Here is a 20747-nt window from a genome sequence, read left to right on the forward strand (position 1 = left end):
GATGGTCTGTGCCAGTTCCTTGGACTGCGGGTACCCTGTTTTACTTCCTGCTCGGCCTATTTCACGTTTTCGCGCAGGCAGAGGCTTTGGCTACTGGATTCGCTCCGGGTCCAGGTCAATCCGCCGCAGCACCTGGGCGTTGAGGGCGACCACGATGGTGGAAACGGACATCAGGATCGCCGCGATGGCCGGGGAGATGGCGACTCCGGCGAAGGCAAGCACACCGGCGGCCAGCGGCACGGCGATGATGTTGTAGCCGGTAGCCCAGATCAGGTTCTGAATCATCTTGCGGTAGCTGGCCCGGGACAGGTCGATCATCGACAGCACGGACCGGGGGTCGTTGCCCGCCAACACGACGCCGGCAGATTCCATCGCCACGTCGGTACCGGCTCCGATGGCGATGCCCACTTCGGAGCGGGCCAAAGCTGGCGAGTCGTTGACGCCGTCGCCGACCATCGCCACTTTCAGGCCGCGTTGCTGCAGTTCGGTGACCTTCTTATCCTTGTCCTGCGGCAGGACCTCGGCGAAGACCTCGTCGATGCCCAGATCGCGGCCCACGGAGTTTGCGACCTGACGGGCGTCCCCGGTGATCATGGCGACTTTGAGCCCACGCTCCTGCAAGGCCCTGACTGCCGCCCGAGACTCGGGACGCACCTTGTCTTCTAGGGCCAGCGCCCCGATAATCTTGCCGTCGCGGACCACGTGCAGCACACCTGCACCCCGAGCCATCCAGGCCGAGGTTTCTTGGGCTACGTCCGCCGCCTCGGCCAGATTCAGCTCCCGGAGCATGTTCGGCCCACCCACGGAGATGTCGGCCCCGCCCACCACGGCGCGCACGCCCCGGCCAGTGCTGGAGGTGAAGTTGCGGCCGGTCAGACCCAGTCGTGACGCCTCGGCGTGTTCGCCGGCAGCCCGGACGATCGCGCGGGCGACGGGGTGTTCGCTATCGGATTCGGCGGCCGCAGCCAGGGCCAGCAGCTCGCCTTCAGTCACGCCCTCCACTGCGGCGACGGCGGTGACCGCGTGTTCGCCTTCGGTCAGCGTGCCGGTCTTGTCGAACAGGACGACGTCGATGGTGCGCATCCGCTCCAGGGCGATGCGGTTCTTGATCAGCACGCCGGAGCGGGCGGCGCGTTCGGTGGAGATAGCGATGACCAGCGGGATAGCGAGGCCCAGCGCATGCGGGCAGGCGATGACCAGAACGGTCACCGTGCGAACGACGGCCTCGTCAGGACTTCCGAGCAGCAGCCAGGCGCCAAAGGTGATGCTGCCGGCCACCAGCGCGAAGTAGAACAGCAGGGCAGCAGCCCGATCGGCCAGGGCCTGGGCCCGGGACGACGATGCCTGGGCCTCGGCCACGAGGCGCTGGATGCCCGCCAGCGCCGTGTCGGAGCCCACCGCAGTGATCTGGACCCGCACCGAGTTGTCGGTGGCGACCGTACCGGCGACCACCGTGTCGCCGGTCGCCCGGCCGACGGCTTTGGATTCCCCGGTGATCATCGATTCGTCGAACTCGGCCCCGCCGTCGATGATCCGGCCGTCCGCGGGCACGCGGGCACCGGAGCGCACCAACACGATATCGCCGGTGGCGAGGGACCCGACCGGCACGGTGCGGACACTTCGATCGCTGTTGACCACGTCCGCCTCGTCCGGCAGCAGGGCAGCCAGCGCGTCGAGCGCTCCCTGCGCGGAGCCCAGGGCACGCATTTCCATCCAGTGGCCCAACAGCATGATCACGATCAGCAGCGCCAGTTCCCACCAAAAGTCCAGGTCGAACCCGCCGATGCCGAGGGTCGTGATCCAAGAGGCGGCGAAGGCGACCGTGATGGCCATCCCAATCAGCAGCATCATGCCCGGCTGCCGGGACCGCAGTTCATTCACCGCGCCCTTCAGGAAGGGGGTGCCGCCATAGAAGAAAATAATGGTGCCAAGTACCGGGGGGATCCACGCCGCCCCTGGGAACCCCGGGACGGTGTATCCCAGGAGCATGGCAAACATCGGGCTGAAGAACACCACCGGGACCGAAAGGACCAGGGACAGCCAGAACTTGTTCTTGAACATGGCCGTGCTGTGCCCGGCGTGCTGGCCATGCGTATGGACGGCATGTTCATCGTCCACCGCCGAATGTGCGGGTCCGTCCGGCATGGCCTGCCCGTGCGTTTCATGGTCGGTCATCATAGGACCCTGGCCCTGATGCCGATGCTCAAGGCCAGGTCTTTGGGTGTGCTGGCCGGAATTGTCGAGGTGCTGCGAATGCTCGCTTTTCATGGCTCTTCTTTCGCGGGCGCCCCTGCCTTTGAAGTCGGGGCGACCCTTCGCGGGAAACCTGATCTTCAGGAGGCAATAAGCTCGTAGCCGGCGTCGGCGATGGCCGACCGAACGGCGGAGTCGCTGGCGGGCGATACCGCCAGAAGGGTGACGGTGGAAATGCCGCCGGGAACGAGGGCGACCTGAACGTCCCTCACGTAGTCGAGAGCGCCCAACGCGTCCGTAACGCTGGAGGCGCAGTGTCCGCAGGTCATGCCGGCCACCCGGTACTCTGCCTGAACGGCCGGCACCATCGACAAAGCTTCCGGCTCGCGGCGGGCGGTCCGTTCTTTCGAGACGCCGGTCGGGGCGCAGCAGGAGCATCCTTGGGCGGACTTGGCGGTCAGGGACAGTTCCCGGTTTAGGGACTCGGCCATGGTGTTCTCCTCACACATCATCGGTGCTGGCTGCGGGAAGTGGGAACGCCAGACCGTTGGAATGACGCTCCGCCGCCGAAGCCGGTGAGGACCTTCACTGCGTTGAAGCCCTGTCGGGCTCGTGACGCTTGTTCCGGTGAGACTGAAGTTATACCCCCCGGGGGTATCTGTCAAGGTAACGGCGTAACACGTGCCTCTCGGAGGACATGGTTGCCGACCTCACCAAGTGCATCCGCACCAATCTGGACTGCGCCGACATCTGCGCAGCCACCGGCCGCGTCCTCTCGCGCCACACCGGCTACGACGCCAATATCACCAAAGCACTTCTGGAGGCCTGCCGGACTGCCTGCAAGGCCTGCGCCGACGAATGCGGGCAGCACGCGGAGATGCACGAACACTGCAAGGTCTGCGCGGAGGCCTGCCGCCGGTGTGAACGCGCCTGTGACGAACTCTTGGCCTCGCTGGGACGGGGCGCCTCCGAATAGATCGGATCTCTGAGGATGTGCGCGTGCGCCCGAATCCGGTGACGCCTGGGCTTGTAGATGGACAACATCAAGGCGGTCAGCGAGATACTCAGGCCCGTCCCTTCAGGATCAGGTGCCAGTAGACCTGCGGCAAGACCCGCCGGTCCATCACCCCACTGCCAGCGCCGTTCCTTGGCCATCCTGAGGACCGGGTAGCTCGGCTGGGGGCGGTATTGGTCGTCGAACTCAGCAAAGAACGCGGTGCGGCGGCTCAGCGTGAACGGGCAGACTGAGTAGCCGTTGTAACGCGCGTCAGGCGCGCGCCCGCCCAGAACAGCGGTGAGGTTTTTCGCCAGTACCGTGGTCTGTTTGCGGAGCGCCCCGCCGGACTTGGAGTTCCGTGTTCCGGCGGCGTCGCCGAGGGACCAGACGTTGGGAAATCGCGGATGGCGCAGGGTCTCCGGATCCACCTCGACGAAGCCGCCACTGCTCCCTTTCTGCGGCAGCGACGTGGCCTTCAACCAGTTCGGCGCCGACTGCGGCGGAACCGCGTGCAGCAGGTCGTACCGGACCTCCCGGTTCCCCGACCCGCCCTCCAGCACCAGTGTCTGCGCCGCGGGGTTGACCGAGGCGACGGTGGTGGAGGTCCTCAACGTGATTCCGTACTCGTCGATCTTGCGCTGCAGCTCCCGGTCCACCTCCGGCATCCCGAAGACGGTAGGAGTCGGGACCACCATTTGGACGTCGATGTCCTTCAGCACGCCCTGTTGGCGCCAGTAGTCACAGGCCATGTAGGCAATTTTTTGGGCGGCGCCTGCGCACTTTGCGGGCCCCGGCGGCTGGGTGAATACCGCCGTGCCGGAGCGCAGCCCTCGCACCAGGTCCCATGTCTTGGGGGCAAGTGCGGCGTCGTAGTTGGACGAGCCGTGCGGCGAAACCATGGCCTCGGCCAGCCCCGGGACATCGCCCCAGTCCAACTGCAGGCCCGGGCAGACCACCAAGTGCTCGTAGCCAACACGATCGCCTCCGGCCAGGACGACGACGTTCTCCTCCGGCCGCACATCGGCCGCCTCCCCGCGGATCCAGTCAACCCCCTGCGGCATGACATCTGCCTGGGGTCGGACCGCTTCGGCCATCCGTGCAGCCCCGGCTCCTATATGGGAGAACAGCGGTTGGAAGTAGTGCTGATCCCGAGGTTCAATGATTGCGATGTCCTCGACCTTCCACCGGCGAAGCCGCGCGGCCAGCGAGATTCCCGCATTGCCGCCGCCGACAACCACTATTTGATGGTGCTTGTCCATGTTTCGGCCTTCCGTCGTTGGCGGCCGCGCCCCCGCCGCTGCCGCATCCGCCCAGTCCACAGCGCCCAGGGCCGTCCGTCAAGGGCTGGAGCGAGCAGGGACCGGGTCATGAAACGTCGAACGTCGATCTCCAAAATGCAGCGGTATGCGCAGTATGGGGCTGGGCCGTTACGGCAGCCCTGTAGGATGAAGCGGTCGGGTTCCGGCACATGCGCAGGGCCGCGATTGGCGGCTGCGAGCACCAGCGCAACCGGTGCGCCAGCGGGTTTCTATGCCTCATCTAGCGGCATGACGGCTAGAGCGGACGTTGGCCTCGAGGCCCTTATCACTGCCAAAGTATGTGGAAAGGGCGTCGAAGTCCCGCGTCTTCAGTGGAGCTTAGGGGAATCGAACCCCTGACCTTTTCATTGCGAACGAAACGCTCTACCAACTGAGCTAAAGCCCCGGATGCGCGAGTTCACGCGCAGTCACACGTCTGTAAGGGTAACGCATCGGCCCGCCTGAGCACCAAATGATCACAGAATTTTCCGGTGAGCAGTGTCGAGCGCGTTAGCCGCCGAGTCCAGATCATCATCGAACAGGTCCGCGTGGACGTTGAGCGTAACCGAGGCGTCCTTGTGCCCGAGCATGTGGACACTTACTCGTCGGTTACTGCGTTTGATCGTCGAGTTGGTAAAACTGCTGGTCCACCTCGACTAGCGAGAACCCCGGCCTGAAGAATCAGGCCGGGGTTCTCATCGCTGGTCTTCCTCGCAAAGCCTTGTCCGACCTTTCGCAAATTCATTCATTCCATGACATAGCTCGAGCAACTTCTCAGCGCCAATTGCCAAGCATGACGAAAACGGCTTCGTCTACGCGCCCACCATGGTGTTGCCCGCCGGGACTGGAAGCGGTGCCGCAAGCTGCGCCCGCACGAACTGAACCGCTTCAAGGCGGGCAAACAGCTTACCCGCTACTAGGAGGCGCGGGGCGCTGGCTTACATTCCCAGCACTTACGCCGATTATCAACAAAGACCAACCGAATAGCACCACCGGCGGGCTCCACCATGGGGCCCGCCGTTCTCACGCCAACAGCAAAGGAACAACCGGCCATGGATTACTCCTCCAGCACCCCGCAGCAGCCCACCCCGCCCACCACGTTCGGCGCCCCGCAGCAGACCGAGCAGAAGCCCAAGAAGCCCTGGTACAAGAAGGCGTGGGTGCTGCCCGTTGCCTGCGGCGTCGTGGGCATCATGATGGGCTCCGCGGCCGCCGGCGGCCCCCCGGAGACTGTCGAGGTCAAGGTCCCCGGGCCCACCGTCACCGTCGAGGCTGAGCCCGTCACCGAAACCATCACCGAGCGTGTGGAGGTCACCCCGGACTCCTGCATCGAGGCACTGGACCTTGCCATGGAAGCGATCGATCTTATGACACCGCTGCCGGGCATGATCTACGAGTCCGGAATGGCAGGCATGGAGGGCGACGTGGCCACTATCGAGTCCATCAGCGCCCGCCTCAAGACGTTCAATTCCGACCTTGAGGAGCTGACCCCGCAGGTGGGCGTCGCCTCCTCCGGCTGCCGCGGCTCCGCGCAGTAACCAAAGAGGACGACAAAACGTCTGCAGTAGGCGTTAGCTTCGGAGTAGGCAACTGGCCTGGTCCTGCTCGATGTTCCAAAAACGCAGGGGACACTGGTCATGTCCGTATACGGGCAGGACGCTTGGGAATGGGAACTACCGTCGCCCGGTGATAAGGCCTGAAGTTTTCGTGGCGAACAGCAAGACCCCTGGCGGTCCGGCATCCGGACTGGCAGGGGTCTTCAGCTGTGTGAACAACAAGGTCGGGGCTTCGCGGGCCCGCAGACACTGCTCCGGCTTCGTGGGCCTGAACCGTGCACCTCAACGGACTGGCAGCTTGTGGCTTCGCCCGATCTGATAGGTATCAGAGCACCTTCCCGACAATCCGTGCAAGCGTGGGGCTTACAATTGATCAGAGTGTTCAAACGGTCGCACGGCGTTCGACAGGAAGTGGTCATTTTGCAGCAACTCGATGCGACGGACCGTCGGATCCTGCTGGCGCTGGATGAGGACCCGCGGATTCCGGTGATGATGCTGGCCCAGCGGCTCGGCTTGGCCCGCGGCACGGTCCATTCACGGCTGGAGCGCCTGGCGGCCTCTGGTTGTCTGCGCACGCACTCGGCCCGGGTGCTGCCGGAAGCCTTGAACCGCGGGGTGATGGCCATGGTGAGTGCCGAATTGGATCAGAGCAAGCTCAACGATGCGGTGGAAGCGCTTAGGAAGATCCCGGAAGTGCTGGAATGCCACGCCCCTGCGGGCGATACGGACTTGCTGATCAGAGTGGTGGCCAGCAGCCCGGACGATCTGTACCGGGTAAGCGAAGAAATCCGCTTCTGCCCGGGCATCACCCGCACCTCCACGCAGATGTTCCTGCGCGAGGTGATCCCCTACCGCACCACGGGCCTGTTGAAGCAGGACTGATCGCCTGAAGCCAGAGCGGCACCGCCGCACCGCCGCGCCGGCCTAAAAGAGCCGGCGGCTCGGATAGCCGGCCCGGGGCCAGCTAGAAGAAGAAATGCGCCAGCACACCGATCACCCAGACGGCGCCGGCGGCAAAGGCGCAGCCGAGCTCCACCAGCATGCCCAGGCCCACGGCCTTGAGCGCCGCCCAACTGGCCCCGACCGCCTGGCCAAAGTCCCGCCGTCGTGCGTATTCGCTGAGCAGTAGCCCGGCGGCAAACCCGATGAACAGCCCGACGACGGGAATTACGAACATCCCGACCACACCCACCAGCACGCCCGCCAGGATTGACCAGTTGGGCACCTGCCTTTGTTTCAGCCGGCGCCCGGTGAGTACCAGGCTGGCCAGCATGCCGGCGGCCACGAACACCATGCCGATCGCGAAGACCACCCAGCCCAAAGTGCTCTGCAGGACGATGGCCCAAACCAGCAGGCTGATGCCGATGGTGATGGTGCCGGGCAGCACGGGGACGACGATGCCGGCAATGCCGACGGCGATGAGCAGGCCGCAAAAGACGGTCGCGAGTATCTGGGCTTCCACCCACCCAGCCTACTGGGGTGCGCCGGGCGGATCCTGGCAGGCCTGCCCAGTCGAGGGTGATCTGCGCGCAGTAGTCGCAGGACCTCCTTGCTGGCGGCGCTTGCGCGGCTGCCGGGAAGGGTGTGTCACTAAAACGTGGCGCGCACCTCGTTTCCCCTTCGATCCCCGTTCATTCGCACGGGCAACAGTTGAGGGGCCGGCCACCTCCAACGGCCGGCCATCACTCAACCGGAGGTCCAATTCGTGCACGCGTCCCCAACTCCGAAACCAGCCTGGCTGTCCCGGCCCCTGCGCCTGACCGGCGGGGCTCTGGCCCTGCTGGCTGCCGGCTCCATGCTCGGCCCCGCCGCCACCGCCGCTCCCGCCCCCGTCGACACCGACTGGGCCGCCTCGGCCTACCGGGGAGGCATCGACGTCGTTGATGCTCCGGATGCCGACCAGCAGACCCTCGACGGCACCGTCTTTGATGACAAGAACAAGAACTCCAGGCAGGACGTCAACGAACCGGGCCTGCTCGGTGTCACCGTCTCCAACGGCCGCGACGTTGTCACCACGGACAGCCATGGCCGCTACGAACTGCCGGCGTTCGACAACATGACCGTCTTCGTCACCCAGCCCCGCGGCTATCAGGTGCCGGTGGACGACGACAACGTCGCCCAGTTCTTCTACCACCACCTGCCGGAGGGATCCCCCGACCTGAAGTTCGGCGGCATCGCCCCGACCGCGGCGCTGCCTGACAAGGTTAACTTCCCGCTGGCCAAGAGCAAGCTCACCCAGTCCCCGGAGCAACACTGCGCATTCGGGGCCGACGTACAAACCTATAACCAAAAAGAGGTGGAGTTCGCGCAGAACGGTGCCTTCGCCGACTTGGCCGCCCGCTCAGACTATGCCGGCTGCGGCGCGCTCTTCATCGGCGACATTGTGGGCGATGACTTGTCCCTCTTCGAGCAAACCCGGGAACTGACCGCCAAGCTCAACGGCCCGGCCCGCTTTCTGCCCGGCAACCACGACCTCGACTTCGACGCCCTCGACGGAGAGCACGAGTTTGACACTTACCGCAGCCAGTTCGGCCCGGAATACTACTCGTACGACGCCGGCAAGGCCCACGTCGTCGCCATGAGCAACATCGAATATCCGACGGCGATCCCCGCGAAGAAGAGCAATTACACGTACGCCCTCGGCGAGCGCCAGCTGGAATGGCTGCGCCAGGACATCGCGAAGGTGCCCAAGGACCGGGTGATCGTGCTGGCCGGCCACAGCCCGCTGCTCGAGTTCTACTACAGCGACTCTCACACCACGAAGCAGCTCCAGGCGATTTACGGGATACTCGAGGGCCGCGAAGTCGTTTCTTTGGGCGGGCACACCCACATGTCGGAGAACCTCCGGGAGGGCGACCTCATGGCCGGCTGGCGCGACGAGCTCGGCGACACGGGCCTGCCGTTCACCCACTTGACCGTCCCGGCAGTGTCCGGCCATTGGTACAACGGCCGGGTGCTCGCGGAGGGCTTCCCCACCGCCATCCAGCGTGACGGGACCCCTCCCGGCATCCTGACCCTGGATATCAAGAACACGGAGGTCCGCGAGCGTTTCACAGCCACCGGCGACGACGGCTCCGACCAGATGGCTCTGGGCATCAACTCCCCCGCCTACCGTGCCTGGTTCGACGAATACAAGAACCAGCGTGGCAAAGCCCCGTCCCCGGAGAACCCGAACGCGGTGGCCCAGGGCGAACTCGGGGAGACCTGGCTAACCACCAACTTCTGGATGGGCTCCACCGGCTCCACCGTGAAGGTCTCCATCGATGGCGGCGAAAGCACTGAAGCCGCGCGCACCCAGTCGATGACCGCCGACGACGTCCCGCTGATTGGTGCCGAGTACACCGATCCCACCGCCACCATCGAGCAGTTTGTGCACGGCGGCGGCCTTCACGACCGCACCTCCCACCTGTGGCGACTCGAACTCCCGGCCGGCCTGGCCGTCGGCGAGCACACCGCCACGGTCACCGCGACCGATGTGCACGGCCGCGAGTTCACCGAGACCATCACCTTTGAGGTCGTCGAGTAACCCTGCCTCACATCCGACGGCGGGTGGTCGCCTCACGCAGCACCCGCCGTCGCTGGTTTCCGCTGGTCGGAGAGGGCCCTCAGGCGGTCGCGGCCTTGACGAGCGCCCCGACCTTTTCTTCCACTCCCGGGGTCCACTCAACTATTGCAAACGAGACCGGCCACATCGGTCCGTCGTCGAGCGAGGCCGCATCGTTGAATCCGAAGGTCGCGTAGCGGGCCTGAAACTTGGCCGCACCTTGGAAGAAGCAGACGACCTTGCCGTCCGTGTTGGCGTACGCAGGCATCCCATACCAGGTCTTGGGCAGAAGCTCCGGCGCGTTCGCGGTGACGAGCGCGTGAATGCGTTCCGCGAGGACGCGATCGGCGTCGGGCATCTCGGCGATGGCGTTGAGCACGGCGCGCTCGTTGTCGGCCTTCTTTTGGCCGCTGCGCCCCTGGGCCTTCAGCTCTTGGGCCCGCTCCTTCATGGCGGCACGCTCGGCCTCCGAGAAGCCGCCCGCATCGGACTTCTGGTTGGCGCTCATCTCGATCTCCCTTGTACGAATCACGACCGACAGTAGCAGCCGCTTGGGGGCGCGGGCTTCTCCAATTCTGCTCGGTCCGTGAAAAACGTAGCCGTCGGCGGGCAATCTGATATACGGTGCAGCGATACCTCGCGGCTACAGGGGCGGGGCTGGTTAACGGAAGGCGCGGGGACATCATGGACGACGCACAGAACCGCCAGGACCTGACCCGGCAAATCGACCAGCGCCGTGATGAGATCAGGGCTTTTCTTCGCCGTGCCCGTCCCAAACGCAACCGCCTGACCAATGTCAGCGTCGTCGGGAGCTCGGTCGTCGCCGCGTTGACGGCGGGCCCGGGCTTCGGCCAGAACAATTTCAACACGGCGGTGGCGGGCGCTTTCTCGCTATCCAGCACGTCGATCGTCTGGCAGGTCATCTGCATCCTGGCGTCGATCCTCTCCCTTGCCGCCGCGATTGCGTCCGGCCTTGCCAATTCCCGCAACAGCGCGGATCAGATCTCGACGGCCGAGTCCGCCAGCGCGCAACTCGACGGGCTGCTGACGGCCCTGAAGTACGGCCAACTGCCGGTGGGCGACGCAGCGCGGCTCTATCAGGAGTACAGCTCGAAGGCAGCCTTCATCGACTAGCCGCTCCGCGGCGGTGTCGGCGCATCGGCCCGTGCGCGGGGCTGCCTGAGGCCGCAGAGGCGGCGGTGTCGGCCCAGCGACGTGCGCTCGCGGCTACCGCACGCCTTTGATTTTGACCACGAAGACCGCGCCGAGCAGCCCGATCACGGCCGACAGCACGAACAGCGCCGTGTAACCGCCGAGGTAGAGCACGGTGGGGGCGGCGATCAACGGGGCAATCACCTGCGGCGACGAGGCGGCGATGTTGATGACGCCCATATCCTTGCCCCGGTCGGCGGCGCTCGGCAGCACCTCCGTGAGCAGGGCGAAGTCGACGGCCAGGAACATGCCGAAGCCCGCGCCGAGGACCATGGCCGCGCCGACCACGGCCGGCCACGCGGGCGTGATGGCCACGATGACCGATGCAGTTGCGATGGTGACCGAGGACGCGATGACGAACGGCTTGCGGCGCCCCACCCGGTCGCTCAGAGGTCCGCCCACGACCGCCATCACCACCACCATGGCCGCATAGACTCCGGTCAGCAGCAGCACGCCGGCGGCCGGGTCCGGATGCCCCACGGCGTCCTGGAGGAAGAAGAACAGGTAGAGGGTGAAGATGTTGTTGCCCAGATTGACCAGGAAGCGGGTCAGCCACGCCCAGCCGAAGTCGGGGTGCTTGGCGGGGGAGATCCAGAAGCCCTTCAGGAAGCCGGGACAGGCGAAGGGCGGGCGGTCGGCCTTGCGCAACGGGGTGTCCCGGCCCGCGATCACGAATGGGATGATGCTGGCCAGCAGGAACACGGCGCAGTAGATGTAGCCGAGGACGAAGCCGCCGGCCAGATTGGCCAGCACCGCGCCCATCACGATGCCCAGCGTCTGCCCGATGGCGGCCAGCCCGCCGATCTGGCCGCGCTGCCGCCGCGGCACGCGGTCCGGAATGCTGGCCGTAACGGCCGCGTAGGCGCCATTGCACCCGGCCTGCACCAGGCACCAGCCGATCACCATCACCGCGATGTTGGGGGCGCCGGACAGCAGCAACAGCGCGGCGAAGCCCAGGACGCCGCCGGCCAGCGCCCACGGCACGCGTCGTCCGAACCGGGAGGTGGTGCGGTCGCTCAGCGCCCCGAAGATCGGATTGGCGACCAGTGACACGGCGGCGCCGAAGCCGGTGGCCATCGCCAGGACGGCTTCCTTGTTCACGGCATCGAACGCCTGCGACTGCTGGGCCAGCAGCACCTGCAGCGGGCCGAAGAACGCCGCATTGATGCCGAGGTTGGTTAGCACGACGGCGGTGACCCAGCCGGGCCGGACCTTGGTGGTGGGCTCCCGGAACGCCGCGGGAAGGTCGAGCGCCGGCACGGGATCGCGCGGTTCCTGGACGGACATGGCCACAACCCTCCTCACCGACGGCGCGGCCTGGCCGCGGTCCCTGTTGTTGCAACAGCGTACAGCCGCCACCGCGCAGGCCGGTAAGACCATGCCGCCGCGGCCAGCAGTGTTGCCGAAGGGCAGTGTTGCCGCGGTCATCGGCTAATTTTGCGCGGACGTGCGGGAGGTCGACCTGCAGGGACGTCAGCCAGCGCCGGCAGCGGCACGCTGTCTGGCCAGCTTTTTCAGCCCGTGCGAGACCTGGACCGGCTCCGGCCAGCGCGGCGCCAGATTGTCCCCCAGCGTGACGCCCCTGAGCTTGCGGCCGAACATCGGGACCACCCATTCCTGCAGCCAGTCGCGCTCGCGCCGGAGTGCCGCGCGCCAGCCCGCCCGCACCGGAGGTTCCGGCCGCTTCAGCCTGAGTGTGTGCGCCACGCCGAGGGCCTCCAAGACCCTGGCCGCCATGTACTTGTGCCCCAGCGCGGACATATGCAGCCGGTCCGTGTCCCACATCCTCCGGTCCTGATAGAGGTCGAACGCCCAGTGGTCCACCAGCACCGCCCCGTAACGCCGGGACAGGTCCCGGACGGCCTCGTTGAACACCCAGTTGCGCCGCCGCATCGGCTCTAGGACGGGCGGGAGCATGACCTCAAAGCCGGTGAAAAGGATCAAACGCGCACCCGTTTCGGCCAGCCGGCGGACGGCGGATTCGTACTCCGCCAGGAGTTCCGGCATGCTCCGCTTAAGCTCCAAAATGTCGTTGCCGCCGGCATAAAAGGAGACCAGGGTTGGCTGCACCTCGATGGCCGGTTCCAGCTGGTCCGCGATGATCTGGTGGAGCCGCTTGCTGCGTACCGCCAGGTTTGCGTAGCGGAAGTCCGGGTCCTGCTTGCCCAGCTGCTTGGCCACCCGGTCGGCCCAGCCGCGCACGCCATTGGGAAAATTGGCGTTGTAGTCCCCCACGCCCTCGGTAAAGCTGTCGCCCAGCGCCACGAATAGTCCGCCCATCTGCCGAAGACTAGCGGCGCCGGGCGACGCACCGGCAAACACGCGGTGAAGTCCGCCGCTGTGCCGGCCAGGTTGTCCGCGGTTATGAGTCCCGGGCGAGCGGGCAGTTTCCCGCCTGCCGTCAGCTGGGGTCGGGAACCAGCTCCGGCGGCTCGAAGATCCACGGCTCAACCGGCAGGGCATCGGGCCGGAACTCGGACAGCAGCTTGGGCAGCGGGACGTCCGGCAAGCCCAGCGAGGCCAGCAACAGGCCGCGCACCGCGGCCGCGTCCAGCCCGGCCAGCTCGAGTGCGCCCAAGGTCACCGCGCCGTCGCGCTTGGCCAGGCGCCGCCGTCGTTCGTTGAGGACCAACGGCACATGTACGTATTCGACCGGCGGCAGCCCCAGCAGCGAGGCGAGGTATGCCTGCCGCGGGGCGGAGGTCAGGAGGTCGTCGCCGCGCACCACTTGGTCCACGCCCTGGGCTGCGTCGTCCACCACCACCGCCAGGTTGTAGGCGGGGACGCCGTCGTTTCGCCGCAGCACGAAGTCGTCAACGGCGCCGGTGTAGTCGCCGTGCAGCCGGTCGGGCACCGTATAGCTGGCGGTGGAAGCTCGCAGCCGCAGCGCCGCGGGGCGGAGTTGGCGGCGTTCCTCGCGTTCGGCGTCGGTGAGGTTGCGGCAGGTTCCCGGATACGCCCCCTCCGGAGCATGCGGCGCGCTGGGAGCCTCGGCGATCTCGCGCCGCGTGCAGAAGCATTCGTAGAGCAGGCCGGCCTCCGCCAGCTGTCCGAGCGCGTGGCGGTAGACCGCGGCGCGGTCGGTCTGGCGCACGACCTCGCCGTCCCAGTCCAGGCCGATGGCCGCCAGATCCGCCAGTTGCCGGGCCTCGAACCCGGCCCGCGCACGGTCCAGGTCCTCCACCCGTATGAGGAAGCGGCGGCCGGTGCCGCGGGCGAAGAGCCAGGCGAGCAGCGCGGTGCGCAGGTTGCCGACGTGCAGCTCACCCGAGGGGCTGGGCGCGAACCGACCGGCGGGACTCTGGGCTGCTGCTGGCACGTCCCCACGGTAGCAGGCCGCTCCCCGCCCGCCGGGGTGTTGCCGCGCCTATTAGGCTGGTGCCATGAGCACACCCGACTCCCGCATGGAAACCCCGATTGCCGTCACCGGTGCCACCGGCGAGCTGGGCGGCATGGTCGCCAGGATGCTGGCGGAGCAGAACCTTTCACAGCGGCTGATTGTCCGCGACCCGTCGCGTGCACCGCAGCTGCCCGGGTCGACGACGGCGACTGCCGGCTATGGCGACAAGGCCGCCGTCGTCGCCGCGCTGCAAGGTATCGAGACAGTGTTCATGGTGTCTGCCGCCGAAGCCGAGGACCGGCTGCAGCAGCATTTCACCTTCATCGATGCCGCCATCGACGCCGGCGTGCAGCACATTGTCTACACCTCGTTCATCGGTGCGACCGAGGACGCAACGTTCACGCTGGCCAGGGACCACTACGCGACCGAGGAGAAACTGCGCGGAACCGGCCTGAAGCACACGCTGCTGCGCAACAACTTCTACGCAGACGTCCTGCCGTCATTTGCCGACGAATCGGGCCTGATTCGTGGTCCGGCGGGGGACGGGAAGGCGGGCTTCGTGGCCCGCGAGGACGTAGCCAGGGCGGCCGCGACCATCCTGGCCGAACCGATGCCCCATGCCGGCTTCACCTATGAGCTGACCGGCCCGGAGTCGGTGACCCTGGCCGAGGCGGCGGCGGCCATCGCGGAGGCAACGGGCCGTCCGACGTCATTCCTCAACGAAACGGTGGAGGAGGCCTACGCGAGCCGGGCGCACTACGGCGCGCCGGACTGGCAGCTGGATGCCTGGGTCAGCACCTACACGGCAATTGCCGCCGGGGAACTGGACCTGGTGACCCACGACGTGGACCTGCTCACCGGGCGGCCGGCGCTGAGCCTGCGGGAGCTGTTCGGCGTCCGCGACTGAACTGCGGGAGCTGTTTTGCACGACTGAACCGGCGTCCGCGACTGAACCAACACCCGGGCAGGCGCCGACGGTGCCGCCCGGAAGCCCGCGCCCGGAACCCTGCGCGCCCCTGAACGTGGAGCGTGAACGTGGAGCTTAGGCGTTCCAGAGTCCGTAGGAGTCCGCGAGCGATGAAATCTTTTCGGCGCGGGCGAGCCGCGGCAGGTAGGAACCGTCGCCCACCACCGCGCCGGCGGCGTGCGCGTCGAGGAGTTCGTGCGCCCACTTGATCTCCGACTCGCTGGGTGAGAGTCCCTTGTTGATGGTGTCGGCGGCGTCGGTGAGCAGGCAGAGCTTGCCCGTCATGCCCATGGACGCCGTCACCTTGCACGCTTCCAGCAGTTCCTCGCCGAGCGCGCCGACGGTCGGGCCATCGATGGGGCCCGGCAGTTGGCCCACGCGGGAGGCCACCACCAGCCGGGAACGGGCATACGCCAGGGCCATCGGAGAATCGCTGGCCCCGGTGTCGCGGCGGAAGTCGCCCACGCCGAAGGCGAGGCGGAAGGTGCCCGGCGCGCGGGCGATGTCGGTGGCGTTCTCAATGCCGACGGCGGATTCGATCAGGGCGAGCACCGGGGTGCCGGCCTGCAGCCGCATGGCCGTGTGCGTGACCTGCTCGGGCCTTTCCGTCATCGCCAGCATGACGCCGCGCAGGCCCGGCGCCTTGGACAGAGCGGCCAGGTCGTCCGCCCAGTAGTCGGTTTCCATGCCGTTCACGCGCACCCAGGCGGTCATGCCGGTGGACAGGGCCTCCACCACCCGTTCCCGCGCCGCGGCCTTGCCCTCCGCCGGCACGGCATCTTCCATGTCGAAAATGACGGAGTCTGCTTCAGAGGCGAGCGCCGGCCCGAAATTCGCTTCGTCCGCCGCCGAAGCCAAAAGCCAGGAGCGAGACAATTTTGCGGGAAGGGCGGCAGCACGGCGGTTTCTTAAAGCGGACATACCCCTAGCCTAATGTTTCCGCCGCCGGGGCCACCAATGCAGGGGCGAATGCCGATGAGGCAGGCGCCACGTGCGCCCGCGCCGGAGGTTAACCGCCGTCAGAGAGAGCCGGGCGGCGTCCGCGCCGCCGGCGGGCCAGAACGATGACGGCGACCACCGCTGCTGCCAGCAGCACTACGACGGCCATGCCCAGCGGGGACCCGGCGGCCGCGGCCAGCCAGGCGTTGAGGGCGGCCAGGCCCACGGTGGCGTACAGCACCGCCCACAGCACCGAGCCGACCACGACGGCCGGCAAATATCTGCGCAGCGGCATCCGGCCAAGGCCGGCCGTCGCGTTGACCGCGGTCTGAACGCCCACCGTCAGGAAGCAGAGCGCGACGGCGAGGGCTCCCCAGCGGGCGATAAAAGCCTCCGCGCGGCGCATGGCCGGCGAATCCAACTGCCGGACCAGACGGGTGTGCCGCCCGCCGGCGGCCACTCCCCTGCCGGCCCAGTACGTGGCGTTGGCGCGCAGCATCACGATCACGAACAGCGCGCTGACCGCGTATCCGAAGGGGAGGCTGGCGATGTGCTCCATGTCAGGTCGCAGGCACCGGCCGGTGCGCGGCGTGCGCAGCGCCCCTCAATCCGGCGTAGAACGGTCTGCCCACGATGGTCTCCTCGGGAGTCGGCGGATGTTCACTTCCGCGGACGGCGCACGCTGTCCGTCGCGAACAGCAGTTTACGCTTACCTGACGCCGGGTAGTCGGGGAATGTCCATGGCCGCAGCCGGGTCGTCGGGGGAAGGTCAACGCCCGCCGCCGGGCCGCCGGGGAATCCCAACGGCTGCCGGCAGACACGTCCACGCCAACAACGACGGCGCCGCACGCCTTCCCCGGTGCGGGCCGGGAAGTGTCTTACGCTGTCCCCATGGCCCAGCTGACTCCCCGCACCACCGATGCCCTCCCGGCCGCCCAGGCGCAGCGGCTGCAGCGGGCGCTCGACGAGAGCGCCGACGTCACCGTCTTCGTGAACGGCACCACGGTGAAGCTGCCCGCCCAGGCCGCGGACGCCGTCGTCGATATGCTCCGCCGCTTTGCCCACGGCGATGCGGTGATGGTCAGCTCCGCAGTCGAACTGCTGAACACCTCGCAGGCGGCGGAGGTGGCCGGCGTGTCGCTGACCTACATGCGCCGCCTGACCGACGCCGGGACCATTCCGGTCCAGTACCGCGGGACGCACCGGCGGATCCTGCTCTCCGACGTGTTGGCCTGGCTGGAGACCCGGACCGCCGCACGCGACGCAGGTTCTGCCGACGCCGCCTCCGCGGGTTAGCGGACTCTTCCCGCTTGGCCCGGGGGAATCAGCGCCCTGCGGCATCCGCTTCTCCGTCTGCCGCCGGCTGCGGCCGGCACCCGGGGTGCACAGCCGACACGATCACCCCTAGGCTGGGTGCCACGGGCCCGGGACCGGGTCCTGAAGGACAACCAGAGGAGACTGTGACCGTGGCCGACCTGCTTGCTCCGCTCGTGACCCTCCGCAACGGGGCCAAGATGCCGCTGCTGGGACTGGGAACCTGGCCCCTGGACAATGCGGAAGCCGCCCGGACGGTCGAAACTGCGCTCAACCTGGGCTACCGGCTGTTCGACACCGCGGAAAATTACCGGAACGAGGAAGGCGTCGGCGAGGGGTTCCGCCGCAGCGGGCTTGACCGCTCGGAAGTCTTCATCACCACCAAGTTCAATAAGCGGTGGCATAGCGTCGACGGCGCGCGGCAGGCCTGCGAGGCCAGCGCCCGCCGGCTGGGCGTCGACTACGTGGACCTGCTGCTGATCCACTGGCCAAACCCCGGGCAGGACCGCTACGTAGAGGCCTTCGAGGGGCTCACCCGTTTGCTGGAGGACGGGAGCGTGCGGGCCATCGGCACGTCCAACTTCAAACCAGCGCACCTGCAACGGCTCTTCGACGCCGGACTGGTACCCGAGGTCAACCAGATTCAGCTGAATCCCCGGCACACCCGCGGGGATCTGGTGGAGCTACACCGCCAGCGCGGCATCGTCACGGAGTCCTGGAGCCCGCTCGGGAAAGGCGGGGACCTGCTGCGGGAGCCGGCGGTTCAGTCGCTGGCCGGCAAGTACGGCAAGAGCCCGGCCCAGATCGTGCTCCGCTGGCACACCCAGCTGGGGCATGTGCCCATCCCCAAGTCCGCGCACCCGGACCGGCTGGCCGAGAACTTCGCCATCTTCGACTTCATGCTGGAGGCCGGCGAACTGGCCCGGATCTCCGCCTTGGACCGGGGCACCGCGGACATCACCGACGCGGACATTTTCGGCCACTAGGCGGCCGCTGGACGGCCTAGGCGGCGCTGCTTCGGCTTGGCCTGCACCGGCACGCATTAATATGCAAAGGAATGAATTCTGACGGGTCTGTGTTGCGCCTAGTGACACCGGTTGTAATTCGACGGTGTCCACCGCAGCCGGTCGTGGCGCTGGATAACCGCAACGGCGGGCTGGAAGCAGTACAAAGGAGACATTAATGACTGTGCAGGACAAGGTCGCTCTCGTAACCGGCGCCGGCCAAGGCATTGGGCGGGCCATCGCTCTTCGTTTGGCCGAAGACGGCTTCAACGTCGCCATCGCCGATATCGAGCCGCAGCGCGCCAAGGGCGAGGCTGTCGCGGCGGAGATCGAAGGCCTCGGGCGCAAGTCCGTTTTCGTGGCAGCCGACGTCGCCAAGAGGGACGACGTCGTCGCGGCTGTCGACACGGCAGCCGACCAGCTCGGCGGATTCGACGTCATCGTTAACAACGCAGGCATTGCCCAGGTCAAGCCAGTTCTTGAAATTAGCGAGCAGGAACTCGACCAGATTTTCAACGTGAACGTCAACAGCGTGGTCTGGGGCATCCAGGCTGCGGCCGCCAAGTTTGAAGAGCTCGGCCACGGAGGCAAGATCATTTCGGCTGCCTCCATCGCGGCCATCCAGGGCTTCCCGATCCTCAGCGCCTACTCCGCCTCCAAGTTCGCCGTGCGCGGCTTTACGCAGGCGGCGGCACAGGAGCTGGCACCCAAGGGGATCACGGTCAACGCCTACGCGCCCGGCATTGTCGGAACCGGCATGTGGGAGCTCATCGACAAGGAACTCAGCAAGATCAACGGAAAGCCGATCGGCCAGAACCTCAAGGAGAACGTGGAGGGCATCGCCCTCGGCCGGATCGAGACGCCCGAAGACGTGGCAAAGATCGTGTCCTTCTTCGCCGGCCCCGACTCCGACTACGTCACCGGCCAGGTGCTGCTGGTGGACGGCGGCATGCTCTACAACTGATCAGGGCATGCGGGCCTGCCCGCCGCATCACGGCGTGATGGGTGGAAACAGCCCCTGAATTGCGAAGAAAAGGATCAGGCCGGAGCGTTGGGGGTCGCTCCGGCCTGATCCTGTTGGGGGAGGAAGGATGTGGGCACCGACGCAGATGCCGGCGGGCTTTCACCTATTGCCACGCCTGGTCTGCCCACGCGGCGTCGCGCGAGTAGTTGCTGCCGGTGAGGTTCCAGAGGTCATCATCCTGGGCGTGCGCACCCAGCACCCCGACCTGATCCAGTGATGATGCTGTTCCTTCGTTCTTGACATCCGGATCCTTGATGGATTCGGGTCCAATCGACGAGAAACCAAACGGGCTCATTTTGTCCTCTTCTCCAACAACGAGGATTCGACTTCCGGCGACCAGGCCCTGGCGTAGACGCCGAGTGCCGCCTCTTCCCACGTCGTGAACCCCAACCGGTTCATCAGCAGGTGGGCTTGGGAAAACGTCAATTGCTGCGCGCTGCGGCTAACGCGCGCCCGGTCCGCCCGGTACAGGTACGAGTCAAGGGTCCTGATCCAGCGGCGGCGCCAGTTCTGGACGCTGCTTTCGTCCGCTGTCGCTGCCATCAGGCGGTGCATCGGTGCGGTGCGGGCAACCAGTCCTGCGGTGAGGCTGTGGCGCGCCTTGGGAGCCGAACGGCCCAGCTCGGCAGTGGACACGCGAAGATGGTTGTCCCAGCAGTAGTCCCAGGACAGCCTGCCGCGGTCCGGCCACTGTTGCGCCTTCGGCCCATACATCATGGCCCACGCCGCGTCGCAGAGGAGCAGGGAGGCGAGCGCCGAACGTCCTTGGGCCTTGCTGAAACGCTGCGTGGCCCACATGGCCAGTTCGGAGGAAAGTTCGAATACCTCCTCCGCGAGCTCCAGCCCATCGGGTCCCCCAAAACGGTCCAGGTCCGCTTCGGGTACGGGGACGGCGGCATCGGCCGGCGAAAACTGAATGGAATCCCCGCTGCCGAAAGGCAATACGAAGCTTTCCTGGGTCGTGATGCCTGGAAGGATGTCGAGGACCCGGTCCCGGGCCGCCAGCTCGAACCTTTGGAGGCTGTCGAGGATTGGGCGGCGGCCCAGGAACCGGACCTTCAGGTGAGGCCCCATCTGGTCGGCACTGTGGTTGAAGTACCAGCGGCCCACGCCTTCGCGGCGAGCGTGGGCGACCAGCGGTGTAACCAGTTCTCCTATGACTGCGTCGACTACGTCCTGCCTACCCGTGTAAATAGACAGAACCCACCAGTACGATTTAACGTTCACCGAACTTGTTGGGCGGATGGCTGTCAGCTGGCTCATGCGCTACTCCTGGTTCGATGTGCTGGTGGTTGGGGAGGGATAGCCGGCGTCATCCTGGTTACGGAATCAGCACAATGCCGATGAGATGGGGCGGCT

At 66.7% G+C, this 20747-nt stretch carries 20 protein-coding genes, 1 tRNA gene and 2 pseudogenes; 10 read left to right on the plus strand and 13 right to left on the minus strand.

Annotation, left to right across the window (positions count from 1 at the left end; all coding sequences use genetic code 11):
* Positions 1-90 precede the first annotated feature (90 nt).
* On the minus strand, positions 91-2175 hold the full coding sequence (locus AC5RWG_RS09230; RefSeq protein WP_494166811.1) for a copper-translocating P-type ATPase: 2085 nt from the start codon (positions 2173-2175) through the stop codon (positions 91-93).
* A gap of 158 nt (positions 2176-2333) precedes the next feature.
* Positions 2334-2684: a heavy-metal-associated domain-containing protein gene (locus tag AC5RWG_RS09235; RefSeq protein ID WP_494024151.1), complete on the minus strand. Its 351-nt coding sequence runs from the start codon at positions 2682-2684 to the stop codon at positions 2334-2336.
* Between the two features lie 185 nt (positions 2685-2869).
* Here AC5RWG_RS09235 and AC5RWG_RS09240 point away from each other — a divergent pair.
* Positions 2870-3169: pseudogene (locus AC5RWG_RS09240) on the plus strand (four-helix bundle copper-binding protein); the annotation flags it as partial.
* A gap of 88 nt (positions 3170-3257) precedes the next feature.
* Here AC5RWG_RS09240 and AC5RWG_RS09245 read toward each other — a convergent pair.
* Positions 3258-4449: pseudogene (locus tag AC5RWG_RS09245) on the minus strand (NAD(P)/FAD-dependent oxidoreductase).
* 372 nt (positions 4450-4821) lie between these two features.
* Positions 4822-4894: transfer RNA gene (locus AC5RWG_RS09250), tRNA-Ala, on the minus strand.
* A gap of 646 nt (positions 4895-5540) precedes the next feature.
* On the opposite strand from AC5RWG_RS09250, the gene AC5RWG_RS09255 reads away from it, so the two are divergent.
* Both AC5RWG_RS09255 and AC5RWG_RS09260 read left to right on the plus strand, forming a co-directional pair.
* The gene (locus AC5RWG_RS09255; RefSeq protein ID WP_494024149.1) at positions 5541-6026 is read left to right on the plus strand and encodes a hypothetical protein; all 486 of its coding nucleotides are present in this window, start codon (positions 5541-5543) and stop codon (positions 6024-6026) included.
* Positions 6027-6464: 438 nt separating this feature from the next.
* Positions 6465-6926, plus strand: a complete 462-nt coding sequence (locus AC5RWG_RS09260) for an Lrp/AsnC family transcriptional regulator (RefSeq protein ID WP_493989860.1) — start codon at positions 6465-6467, stop codon at positions 6924-6926.
* Between the two features lie 82 nt (positions 6927-7008).
* Here AC5RWG_RS09260 and AC5RWG_RS09265 read toward each other — a convergent pair whose 3' ends face one another.
* Positions 7009-7506, minus strand: a complete 498-nt coding sequence (locus AC5RWG_RS09265; protein WP_494024148.1) for a DUF456 domain-containing protein — start codon at positions 7504-7506, stop codon at positions 7009-7011.
* 243 nt (positions 7507-7749) lie between these two features.
* Between AC5RWG_RS09265 and AC5RWG_RS09270 the strand changes: the two genes are divergently transcribed.
* Entirely contained in the window at positions 7750-9570 is a 1821-nt protein-coding gene (locus AC5RWG_RS09270; protein WP_494024147.1) for a calcineurin-like phosphoesterase C-terminal domain-containing protein, read from the plus strand.
* A 79-nt stretch (positions 9571-9649) separates the two neighbouring features.
* Here the strand turns inward: AC5RWG_RS09270 and AC5RWG_RS09275 are convergent, their stop codons facing one another.
* Positions 9650-10096, minus strand: coding sequence for an iron chaperone (locus tag AC5RWG_RS09275; RefSeq protein ID WP_494166812.1), 447 nt, complete (start codon positions 10094-10096; stop codon positions 9650-9652).
* Positions 10097-10272: 176 nt separating this feature from the next.
* Here AC5RWG_RS09275 and AC5RWG_RS09280 point away from each other — a divergent pair, with 176 nt between their 5' ends.
* Complete coding sequence (locus AC5RWG_RS09280; RefSeq protein WP_494025118.1) at positions 10273-10722, plus strand: hypothetical protein; 450 nt, start codon at positions 10273-10275, stop codon at positions 10720-10722.
* A 93-nt stretch (positions 10723-10815) separates the two neighbouring features.
* Here the strand turns inward: AC5RWG_RS09280 and AC5RWG_RS09285 are convergent, their stop codons facing one another.
* Positions 10816-12087: an MFS transporter gene (locus tag AC5RWG_RS09285; RefSeq protein ID WP_494074605.1), complete on the minus strand. Its 1272-nt coding sequence runs from the start codon at positions 12085-12087 to the stop codon at positions 10816-10818.
* Here AC5RWG_RS09285 and AC5RWG_RS09290 point away from each other — a divergent pair.
* Positions 12086-12235 carry a hypothetical protein gene (locus tag AC5RWG_RS09290; protein ID WP_494166813.1) on the plus strand — a complete coding sequence of 50 codons (150 nt, stop codon included), beginning with the start codon at positions 12086-12088 and terminating at the stop codon, positions 12233-12235. The genes AC5RWG_RS09285 and AC5RWG_RS09290 overlap by 2 nt on opposite strands.
* A 38-nt stretch (positions 12236-12273) precedes the next feature.
* On the opposite strand, the gene AC5RWG_RS09295 is transcribed toward AC5RWG_RS09290, so the two are convergent.
* The gene (locus AC5RWG_RS09295; RefSeq protein WP_494166814.1) at positions 12274-13080 is read right to left on the minus strand and encodes an SGNH/GDSL hydrolase family protein; all 807 of its coding nucleotides are present in this window, start codon (positions 13078-13080) and stop codon (positions 12274-12276) included.
* A gap of 121 nt (positions 13081-13201) precedes the next feature.
* Positions 13202-14119, minus strand: a complete 918-nt coding sequence (gluQRS, locus tag AC5RWG_RS09300; protein ID WP_494139001.1) for a tRNA glutamyl-Q(34) synthetase GluQRS — start codon at positions 14117-14119, stop codon at positions 13202-13204.
* Between the two features lie 64 nt (positions 14120-14183).
* On the opposite strand from gluQRS, the gene AC5RWG_RS09305 reads away from it, so the two are divergent.
* Positions 14184-15047, plus strand: coding sequence for an SDR family oxidoreductase (locus AC5RWG_RS09305; RefSeq protein ID WP_494074602.1), 864 nt, complete (start codon positions 14184-14186; stop codon positions 15045-15047).
* Positions 15048-15182: 135 nt separating this feature from the next.
* Here AC5RWG_RS09305 and AC5RWG_RS09310 read toward each other — a convergent pair whose 3' ends face one another.
* The gene (locus tag AC5RWG_RS09310; RefSeq protein ID WP_494000968.1) at positions 15183-16028 is read right to left on the minus strand and encodes an HpcH/HpaI aldolase/citrate lyase family protein; all 846 of its coding nucleotides are present in this window, start codon (positions 16026-16028) and stop codon (positions 15183-15185) included.
* Between the two features lie 88 nt (positions 16029-16116).
* Positions 16117-16605, minus strand: coding sequence for a DedA family protein (locus AC5RWG_RS09315; RefSeq protein WP_494074601.1), 489 nt, complete (start codon positions 16603-16605; stop codon positions 16117-16119).
* 332 nt (positions 16606-16937) lie between these two features.
* Between AC5RWG_RS09315 and AC5RWG_RS09320 the strand changes: the two genes are divergently transcribed.
* The 3 genes from AC5RWG_RS09320 (at position 16938) to AC5RWG_RS09330 (ending at position 19328) form a co-directional block, all read left to right on the plus strand.
* Positions 16938-17342: a helix-turn-helix domain-containing protein gene (locus AC5RWG_RS09320; protein ID WP_494024139.1), complete on the plus strand. Its 405-nt coding sequence runs from the start codon at positions 16938-16940 to the stop codon at positions 17340-17342.
* A 170-nt stretch (positions 17343-17512) separates the two neighbouring features.
* The gene (locus tag AC5RWG_RS09325; RefSeq protein WP_494074600.1) at positions 17513-18346 is read left to right on the plus strand and encodes an aldo/keto reductase; all 834 of its coding nucleotides are present in this window, start codon (positions 17513-17515) and stop codon (positions 18344-18346) included.
* A gap of 196 nt (positions 18347-18542) precedes the next feature.
* Complete coding sequence (locus tag AC5RWG_RS09330; RefSeq protein WP_494074599.1) at positions 18543-19328, plus strand: acetoin reductase; 786 nt, start codon at positions 18543-18545, stop codon at positions 19326-19328.
* A 163-nt stretch (positions 19329-19491) separates the two neighbouring features.
* Here AC5RWG_RS09330 and AC5RWG_RS09335 read toward each other — a convergent pair whose 3' ends face one another.
* Both AC5RWG_RS09335 and AC5RWG_RS09340 read right to left on the minus strand, forming a co-directional pair.
* Positions 19492-19683, minus strand: a complete 192-nt coding sequence (locus AC5RWG_RS09335) for a hypothetical protein (protein WP_494000973.1) — start codon at positions 19681-19683, stop codon at positions 19492-19494.
* Positions 19680-20651: a lantibiotic dehydratase C-terminal domain-containing protein gene (locus tag AC5RWG_RS09340; RefSeq protein WP_494074598.1), complete on the minus strand. Its 972-nt coding sequence runs from the start codon at positions 20649-20651 to the stop codon at positions 19680-19682. Before AC5RWG_RS09340 ends, AC5RWG_RS09335 begins: the two co-directional genes overlap by 4 nt.
* Between the last annotated feature and the right edge of the window lie 96 nt (positions 20652-20747).

The sequence above is a fragment of the Arthrobacter sp. Y3221160 genome (genome assembly GCF_059092585.1).